Genomic DNA, 9,140 nt, shown 5'->3' on the forward strand with positions numbered 1-9,140 from the left:
CGCCCGTTCGGTCCCGGCCGCCCGCGCGGACATCGGCGGTCCGGCGTCCCCGGCCGGCCGCTCGGGAGCGCTCGGGCGCACGGACGCGGCCGGTTCGTCGGCGCCGATCGGCCGTGCGGAGGGAAACCTCCGTCCGGACGCGAACGGCGGCTCGGGAGCGGTCGGCGGCTCGGGAGCGGTCGGAGGGGCTGTCGGAGGCACGGTCGTCGGCGCGGGCGCGGCCGGCCCGGGCGGCGGTTCGCAGGTGGTCGGAGGCCCGAGGACGGTCGGTGGGCCCTCCGCGGCGGGCGGTCCGCCCGCCGGTGGCCCGGCCGGGGACGGCGGCTCGGGTGCGGTCGGCCGCGCGGCCGCTGTGGGTCGCGCGGCACCACCGACGAGCGCCCGGCCCGGTGAACCGGAACGCGGCCAGGCGGCCGAACCGGAGCAGGCCGCGACCGCGGAACCGTCCCGGGGCGGGCGGGCCCGCCCGGCCCCGATCAGCCTCGGCCCCACCGTCCTCACCAGCTTCGTCGACCCGGGCAGCCCGGGCGGCCCCGAGTCGGCGCCCCGCGCCGACGCCCTCAGCCCGGTGCACATCGTCGGCCCCGGCGCCGCGCCGGTAGGCAAGCCTCCACCGGTCGCCCACAGCGGGCCGGTCGACAGCGGCGCCGTTCACCCGGCCCCGCCCCGGCCCGCCGGTGTCCCCCGCCCCGCCGATCCCCCGCTCACCTCCGGCGACGGGAACCCGCTGCACCGCTGGGGAATCGTGCTGGGCGCCGTGCTGCTGGCGGTGGCGACCGGGGTGGGCACCGCGCTGGCTATCACCGGTGGCCGCGACGATCCGCCGCAGGCGGGCAGTTCCACCGAGGCCGTCGCCCGCCCGTGGGACCGCCCGCCCGGGCCGGGCGCGCCGCCTCCGCCGTTCCCCTGCGTCCGGCCCGACGTGGCCGGTACACCGGTCCGCAAGGGACCACCACCGGACGACCCGCCGGTGACCGTTCCGGCCGGCTGGGTCTGGCCCGCCGACACCGGCGGCTTCCGGATCGCCCTGCCCGCCGGCTGGTTGCAGCTGCGCTCCGGCGACACCACCTGCTTCCAGGACCCGGAGACGCGGCGCATCCTGGGCGTCGAGCCGTACCCGGGCGGTGATCCGGTGGGCCGGCTGAAGTCGTCCGAGCGGGATCTCACCTCGGCCGGCCGGCTGCCGCACTACCAGAAGGTCCGGCTGGAGTCCGACGGCCCGGGCGCGGCGTGGGAGTGCCGCTGGACCGCGCCGTACGGGGAACGGATGCGCGCGTTGCGCGTGCTGCCAGGCGAGCGGGCCGGATGGACGCTCGGCTGGACCACCTCCGACGCCGACTGGCCCGCCGCCTCGAAGCAGTTCGCCGTCATCCGCGCGAGCCTCGGCACGGTCCGGCCCACCCGTACCGCGGGCTGATGCGGCGCGGTGGGCACCACTTCCCCAGTGGACCGTCCGGCTGATGCCCCGCTGTCGCACGGGCTGACTACAGTGGCGTAGTTTTTGTGGATCAAGATCTTCGGGAAGGGCGAGCCGAGATGATGGGACCGTCCCACGCGCTCTCGGGCGCGGCGGTGTGGCTGACCGGCTCCTGGGCGATGGCCCAGTTCGCGGACTACCACCAGACACCGCTGGCCCTGGCGGTGGGCACCGCGGTCTGCGCCGGCGGGGCGCTCTTCCCAGACCTGGACCTGTCCGGGAAGGTCACCCGCAACCAGGGCGGCGCCACCGTGGCCCGCACCTTCGGCGTGGTCAGCCTCTTCGTCGCCGAGGTGATGGAGAAGATCTCGCTCGGCGTCTACTACGCCACCAAGCTGAGCAAGGACCCGCGCCGCAACAACGGGCACCGCACGCTGACCCACACCATCCCGTTCACCGTGCTCGTCGGCTGGGGCACCACCGCACTGTGCGCCCACTACGGCAAGTGGGCGGTGGTCGGCATCCTCTTCTTCATGATCGGCCTGGCGCTGCGCGGGCTGTTCGACAAGTGGGCCGAGCGTGCCGGCTGGGTGGTGGTCACGCTGGTGTCCGCCGCCGCGGCCTGGTTCACGTTCGCCAACCTGCCCGGCGACCGGGGCTATCCGATGATCGGGCTCGCGGTCGGGGTGGGCTGTTTCGTGCACATCCTCGGCGACATGATCACCCGGGCCGGGGTGCCGATCCTGTGGCCCATCCCGATCAAACGCCGGATGTGGACGATGGTCGGCCTGCCCAACAAGATCGCCCTGCGTACCGGCAGCAAGGCCGAGACGGTGGTGCTGCGCACCGCGATGACAATCCTGTCCGTCCTGGCCGCGGTGGGGCTGGTCGCCCCGTCGGTGCTGCAGCGCTTCGACATCCAGGTGTAGGTCAGCGCGCCTCGGCGCGTACCGGTCGGGCGCTGGCCGCCCGGGCCCGGATCAGCCGGGCGGTCCAGCCCACGCCGCGGGCGGTGAGCGCGTACGCCGCCGTCGGCGGGAGGGCCAGCAGCGCGGCGATCCCGGCCACCAGCGGCACCCGAGGGCCGGGCACGTCCGTGGCGACCGCCGTCGCGGCGGTGTAGCCGGCGGCCAGCACGACTGCGACGAGCCCGGCGTACGCGAGCGCCGGACCGGCCCGCCGCCGTCCCGCCGCCGCACCGAGCGCGACGGCCGGCGCGAACAGCAGCGGCAGCGCCGCCACACCGAGCAGCGCCGCGATCAGTACCAGCAGCGGTCCGGCCAGCGGGCCGCCCGGGTCGGCGCCGGTGACCAGCGCGTACGCCAGCAGGCCGAGGTAGCCGGCGACCGCCTCCGCGACGACGACGAGCCACGCCGCGACTGCTCCGGCGAGATGACGAGCGACAGTGGTGCCCACGTTGTCCCCCTCCCCCGTGCGGACGGCGCCACGACCGTCCGATGAGAACGGTAGTGCCCGGGACGGCGGCGGACAGAGGCCGCACCCGGCATCACTCTGAGTAGGGAAGCAGTAGTCGCCGATCGTCCGCGCGGACGATCGACGACACGATAATGCGCATTAGCGCCGAGGTTCGCCTACTGTCGCGCGCTCGGTCGACCCTTGTCAAGATCTCCGCCCGAACAACCGCCGGACGGCGGCGGACACGGTTGCTAATCCGCATTACATCAGGGAGTTCATCGAACGGAAATCTTCCGGCCACCCCTTGACAGGACGCCGGGAGAGCAGAGAGGCTCCATCCCGACCCGATCGCTAATACGCATTAGCGGAAGTGGAAGGACCGACGTGACCCCTCCCCCCAGGCGTGTCACCCAGCGTGACATCGCGCGCATGGCCGGCGTCAGCCAGGCGACCGTGTCGCTGGTGCTCAACAACCGCACCGACGCCGACGTCCGGATCGCGCCGGAGACACGGGACCGGGTGTTGCAGGTCATCGCCGAGACGGGATACGCCGCCGATCCGGCCGCCCGCCGCCTCGCCTCCGGGTTCAACCGGATCATCGGCGTCTTCACCTACGAGCCGGCCTTCCCCAGCGGCAGCCGGGACTTCTTCCACCCGTTCCTGCTCGGCATCGAGGAGTACGCCGAACGGGTCGGCTGCGACCTGCTGCTGTTCACCAGCGCCCCGGTGGTGGACGGCCGGCGGCGCATCTTCCACCAGGACAACCGGCTGCGGCTGGCCGACGGCTGCATCCTGCTCGGCCGGGAGATCGACGGCGCGGAGCTGCTCCGGCTCAACCGCGACGGGTTCCCCTACGTCGCCGTCGGACGCCGCGACGACGCCGGCGGCCCGGTGCCCTACGTCGGCGCCGACTACGCCAGCGCGGTCCACCGGCTGGCCGAGCGGGCGGTGGAACTGGGACACCGGCGTCTGACGTACGTGGGCATGGGCACCTCGGCCGAGTCCTCGCACGACCGGCGCAGCGGTTTCCACGCCGGCGCGACCGGCGCGGACGGCGCCCGCCAGATCACCGCGACGGCGGAGACCGCCGACGCCGCAGTGGACGACCTGCGGGCCGACGGCAGCACCGTCGCCTTCGTGGAGGACTTCGCCACCGCCGTGGCGCTGGAGGCGGCCGCCCGCCGCAAGGGGCTGACGGTGCCCGGTGACCTGTCCGTCGTGACCCTCGGCGACCCGACCGTCCCGGTGCCCACCGACATCACGTTCACCGGGTTCCGCATCCCGCGCGAGGAGATGGGCCGCCAGGCCGTCGAGGTGCTGACCGGCGTCATCGACGGCAGCGCCGGCGGCCTCCAGCAACGGCTCCTGCCCTGCGAACTCGTCGAGGGCGACACCCTCGGCGTCCCTGGATCGGCGGCCGACCGGCGCTGACACGCCCGGCCGCGCAACTGGAAGGAAGCAAGTGGTACTAATGCGTGCGGACGTCCTCGTCGTCGGGGGCGGACTGGGCGGTGTCGCCGCGGCGCTGGCCGCGGCCCGTGCCGGCCGGTCCGTCATCCTGACCGAGGAGTTCGACTGGCTCGGCGGGCAGCTCACCAGCCAGGCGGTCCCGCCGGACGAGCACTCCTGGATCGAGCAGTTCGGCGCCACCGCGAGCTACCGGGAGTTGCGCGACGGCATCCGCGACTACTACCGCCGCCACTACCCGCTGACCGAGCGGTCCCGGGCGTGGACCGACCTGAACCCGGGTGCCGGCTGGGTGAGCCGGCTCTGCCACGAGCCCCGCGTCGCGGTCGCGGTCCTGGAGCAGATGCTCGCGCCGTACCGGGGGTCCGGGCGGCTGACGGTGCTGCAGCCCTACCGGCCGGTCGCGGCCGAGACCGACGGCGACCGGGTCACCGGCGTCACGCTCGCCCATCGGGACCGCGACGAGCGGATCGAGGTGGAGGCGCCGTACGTCCTGGACGCCACCGAGACCGGTGAGCTGCTGCCGCTGACCGGCACCGAGTACGTGACCGGGTTCGAGTCGCAGGCGCAGACCGGTGAGCCGAGCGCGCCCGCCGAGGCTCAGCCGCTGAACATGCAGGCGGTGTCCGTCTGCTTCGCGCTGGACCACGTCGACGGCGACCACACCATCGACCGGCCCGCCGGCTACGACTTCTGGCGCGACTACAAGCCGGACTTCTGGGGCGACCGGCTGCTGTCCTGGCGGTCGCCGCACCCGCGCACGCTGGAGATCGTCGAGCGCAGCTTCACGCCGAACCCGGACGACGACCCGCTGGGCGTCAACGCCGACCAGCGGCTCAACCCGGGCGACGGCAACCTGTGGACGTTCCGGCGCATCGCGGCGCGGCGCAACTTCGTCGACGGCGCGTACGGCAGCGACATCACGCTCGTCAACTGGCCGATGATCGACTACTTCGAGGGCCCGGTCATCGACGTGCCGAACGCGTCCTGGCACCTGTCCCAGGCGCGCGAGCTGTCGTACTCCGTCCTGTACTGGCTGCAGACCGAGGCGCCCCGCGCCGACGGCGGCACCGGCTACCCGGGGCTGCGGCTGCGCGGCGACGTGACCGGCAGCCCCGACGGGCTGGCGCAGGCGCCCTACATCCGGGAGTCGCGCCGCATCCGCGCCGAGTACACCGTGGTCGAGCAGGACCTCTCCCTGGCCGTACGCGGCGAGCACGGCGCGGTGAGCTACCCCGACTCGATCGGCGTCGGCATGTACCGCATCGACCTGCACCCGTCGACCGGCGGCGACAACTACATCGACGTCGGCTCCTGCCCGTTCGAGATCCCGCTCGGCGCGCTCATCCCGCAGCGGATGGAGAACCTGCTGCCGGCCGGCAAGAACATCGGCACCACGCACATCACCAACGGCAGCTACCGACTGCACCCGGTCGAGTGGAACGTCGGTGAGGTCGCCGGCCTGCTGGCCGACTTCTGCCTTGCGCGGGGCGAGTCCCCGCGCGCGGTCCGCGGCACCCCCCGCCTGCTGGCCGAATTCACGGACCGCATCTCGGCCGCCGGCGTGGAATGCCGCTGGCCGCAGATCGCGGGCTACTGAACCCCCGGTGAGGAGAAGAAAGTGAGATACGGAAGACTGTCCGGCCTGGTCGCGGCGACCATGACCGGTGTGCTCGCCCTGACCGCCTGCGGCGGTGGCGGCGACGCCAAGGACGACGGTCCGGCGAGCCTGCGGATGACCGTCTGGTCGGCGAACGAGGCGCACCTCAAGCTGTTCAACGAGATCGCCGACGAGTACCGCAAGAACAACCCGGACGTCGCGGAGATCAAGTTCGACCCGCTGCCGTTCGAGAACTACACCACGACGCTGACCACGCAGATCGCCGGCGGCAACGCGCCGGACCTCGCGTGGATCTTCGAGAACTCGGCGCCGGACTTCGTCGCCTCCGGCGCGCTGAGCCCGCTCGACGACACCTTGAAGAAGGCCGACGGCTACCAGTACGACGACCTGTCCCCCGCCACGCTGAAGCTCTGGCAGAACGACGGGAAGCTCTTCGCGTACCCGTTCTCGACCTCGCCGTTCGGCGTGTTCGTGAACAACGACATGCTCAAGAAGGCCGGGCAGAAGACCCCGGCCGAGCTGATCGCGGCCGGGCAGTGGAACTGGGACACCGCGCTCGCCGCGGCCGGCGCCACCGCCGCGAAGTCGGGCAAGGCCGGGCTCGTGGTCCGCGACTTCGACTACAAGGGCTGGGACAACCTGGCCACGTTCTGGACCGGCTGGGGCGCCCAGGCGTGGAGCGAGGACGGCCGCAGCTGCGGGTTCAACAGCCCGGAGATGGTCGAGGCGATGACCACGCTGCACAAGGCGATCTTCACCGGCAAGGCGCTGCCCGGTCCGGGCACGACCGCCGACTTCTTCGCCGGTGACGCCGCCATGACCGTCACCCAGATCTCCCGTGCCTCCCTGCTGAAGGAGAACGGCTTCGACTGGGACCTGGTCCCGCTGCCGGCCGGCCCGAAGGGCCCGTACGCGGTGGTCGGCCAGGCCGGCATCGGCGTGATGAAGAAGAGCCCGCACGCCGAGCAGGCCGCCGACTTCCTGGCCTTCTTCACCAACCCCACCAACTCGGCGAAGCTGGCCCAGTTCTTCCCGCCGCCGCGGCAGTCCCAGCTGACCGCCGAGACGCTGGCGAAGACGAACCCGAAGCTCAAGCCGGAGCAGCTGCAGAAGGTCGTCATCGACGGCATCACCAACGGCACCGTCAAGCCCAGCCACTCCGGGCAGGCCGAGCTGAGCCAGCAGGTGCGCGCCGCGCTCGACCCGCTGTGGAAGGCGGACGCGGACGTCAAGGGCGTACTCGACGGCGTCTGCTCCAAGATCCAGCCGCTGCTGGCGAAGTAGGGCCGAGGATCATGACCCAGACGGACACCAGGGTGGGCCCGGCTGCTGCCGGGCCCGCCCCGGGCCGGGCCCGGCCGTTCTGGACCACCCGCCGCCGGGACCAGCTCACCGGATACCTGTTCATCACCCCGCAGCTGCTCGGCAGCGTGGTCTTCGTGATCCTGCCGCTGGTCCTCGTGGTCTGGTACAGCCTGCACGAGTGGAACGTGCTGGCCGGCAGCTTCGACTACATCGGCACCGACAACTACGCCGCGCTGGCCGACGACCCCAACCTGGGCCCGGTGCTGCGGTCGACCGGCCTGTTCTCGGTCGGCCTGGTCGTGTTCAACCTCGGCCTGGCGTTGCTGCTGGCCGTCCTGCTCAACCAGAGGCTGCGCGGGACCATCGTGTTCCGCACCCTGTTCTTCTCCCCCGTGGTGGTCTCGCTGGTCGCGTGGACCATCGTGTGGGGCTTCCTGTTGCAGGACAACGGCGGCATCAACGGCCTGCTCGACACGATCGGCGTCGACGGCCCCAACTGGCTGCGCGGCGAGGGCACGGCGATGCTGTCGGTGATCGTCGTGCAGGTGTTCAAGAACGTCGGCCTGAACATGGTGCTGTTCCTGGCCGCCCTGCAGGGCGTGCCGGCCGAGCTGTACGAGGCCGCCGAGGTGGACGGCGCGAGCCGGATGCGCCAGTTCTGGCGGATCACGGTGCCGCTGATCAGCCCGACGATCATGCTCACGTCGATCATCACGGTGGTCGGCTCGCTGCAGGTCTTCGCGCAGATCGCGGTGCTCACCCAGGGTGGGCCCGGCACCTCGACCACGGTGCTCGTCTACTACCTCTACCAGCAGGCCTTCCAGTTCCATCACTTCGGCTACGGCGCGACGCTGTCGATCCTGCTGTTCGTCATCGTGCTCGCGCTGACGGTGCTGCAGTGGCAGATGCGCAAGAGGTGGGTCTTCCATGAATCGTGACCTGTCCCGGCGGACCAAGCTGGTGCTCTACGGCGTACTGATGGTCCTCGCCGTCCCGTTCGTGTTCCCCACCTGGTGGATGGTCACCTCGTCGCTGAAGCCGGTGGCGGACATCTTCTCCTTCCCGCCGCAGCTGCTGCCGACCGATCCGCGGCTGGACGCGTACCGGCGGGTGTTCGAGCTGCAGCCGTTCGGGCAGCAGTACCTGAACAGCCTCTACATCGCGCTGCTGGTCACCGTCGGCACGCTGGCCGTGGCGTCGCTGGCCGGGTACGCGTTCGCGCGGATCCGGTTCCGGGGGCAGAACGTGCTGTTCCTGGTCGTCCTCGCGGGCCTGCTCATCCCGAGCGAGGTGACGATCGTGCCGCTGTTCCAGATGTTCTTCAAGCTCGACCTGATCGACACCCACTGGCCGCTGATCCTGGTGCCGATCTTCGGGGCGCCGAGCGTGCTGGCGACGTTCATCATGCGGCAGTTCTTCATCAGCCTCCCCGGTGAGCTGGAGGAGGCGGCGCGGGTCGACGGGCTGGGACGCTTCGCCACGTTCTGGAAGATCGCGCTGCCGCTGTCCCGGCCCGCGCTCGGCGCGGTGGCCATCTTCACGTTCCTGCACAGCTGGAACCTGTACCTGGAACCGATCGTGTTCCTCTCCTCGCCGGACAAGTTCACCCTGCCGCAGGCGCTCACCCAGTTCGTCGACGCGTACGGCGGTCCGATGTGGGACGTGCAGCTCGCGGCGGCGTCGATGACCGCGCTGCCGGTGCTGGCGGTGTTCGTCATCGCGCAGAAGCAGTTCGTCGAGGGCCTCGCGCACACCGGTCTGAAGGGATGACCGAGCCGGTCGTCGGGATCGACATCGGCGGCACCAAGACCGCCGTCGCCCTGGTCGGTCCCGGCGCGCGGGTGCTCGACCGCCGCGAGGCGACCACCCCCGCGCGCGGCGGGCCGGCCGCGGTGCTGGACACCGCCGCCGGCC

Annotated in this window: 7 protein-coding genes and 1 pseudogene; 7 read left to right on the forward strand and 1 reads right to left on the reverse strand. The window is 72.0% G+C overall.

Going from position 1 to position 9,140, the window contains the following annotated elements; all coding sequences use genetic code 11:
- Positions 1 to 1,417 (forward strand): annotated as a pseudogene (locus AC2CHG_RS27580) (serine/threonine protein kinase); the annotation flags it as partial.
- A gap of 119 nt (positions 1,418 to 1,536) precedes the next feature.
- Positions 1,537 to 2,346 (forward strand): metal-dependent hydrolase, encoded by an 810-nt coding sequence (locus AC2CHG_RS27585; RefSeq protein WP_091427497.1) that lies wholly within the window; start codon positions 1,537 to 1,539, stop codon positions 2,344 to 2,346.
- Between the two features lies 1 nt (position 2,347).
- Here the strand turns inward: AC2CHG_RS27585 and AC2CHG_RS27590 are convergent, their stop codons facing one another.
- Positions 2,348 to 2,833, reverse strand: coding sequence for a hypothetical protein (locus tag AC2CHG_RS27590; protein WP_484525898.1), 486 nt, complete (start codon positions 2,831 to 2,833; stop codon positions 2,348 to 2,350).
- 384 nt (positions 2,834 to 3,217) lie between these two features.
- Here AC2CHG_RS27590 and AC2CHG_RS27595 point away from each other — a divergent pair, with 384 nt between their 5' ends.
- Genes AC2CHG_RS27595 through AC2CHG_RS27615 form a run of 5 tightly spaced genes read left to right on the forward strand, consistent with a single transcriptional unit; the run spans position 3,218 to position 8,996 of the window.
- A complete protein-coding gene (locus tag AC2CHG_RS27595; RefSeq protein ID WP_484525899.1) occupies positions 3,218 to 4,264 on the forward strand; it encodes a LacI family DNA-binding transcriptional regulator in 1,047 nt (348 codons plus the stop codon).
- Positions 4,265 to 4,304: 40 nt separating this feature from the next.
- Positions 4,305 to 5,900, forward strand: coding sequence for an FAD-dependent oxidoreductase (locus AC2CHG_RS27600; RefSeq protein ID WP_194803090.1), 1,596 nt, complete (start codon positions 4,305 to 4,307; stop codon positions 5,898 to 5,900).
- Positions 5,901 to 5,921: 21 nt separating this feature from the next.
- Positions 5,922 to 7,205, forward strand: coding sequence for an ABC transporter substrate-binding protein (locus AC2CHG_RS27605; protein WP_269697287.1), 1,284 nt, complete (start codon positions 5,922 to 5,924; stop codon positions 7,203 to 7,205).
- 11 nt (positions 7,206 to 7,216) lie between these two features.
- Entirely contained in the window at positions 7,217 to 8,164 is a 948-nt protein-coding gene (locus tag AC2CHG_RS27610; RefSeq protein ID WP_194803089.1) for a carbohydrate ABC transporter permease, read from the forward strand.
- Complete coding sequence (locus AC2CHG_RS27615) at positions 8,154 to 8,996, forward strand: carbohydrate ABC transporter permease (RefSeq protein WP_013475968.1); 843 nt, start codon at positions 8,154 to 8,156, stop codon at positions 8,994 to 8,996. Before AC2CHG_RS27610 ends, AC2CHG_RS27615 begins: the two co-directional genes overlap by 11 nt.
- The last annotated feature ends 144 nt before the right edge of the window (positions 8,997 to 9,140 follow it).

The sequence above is a fragment of the Micromonospora sp. ATLC20 genome, from assembly GCF_057196585.1.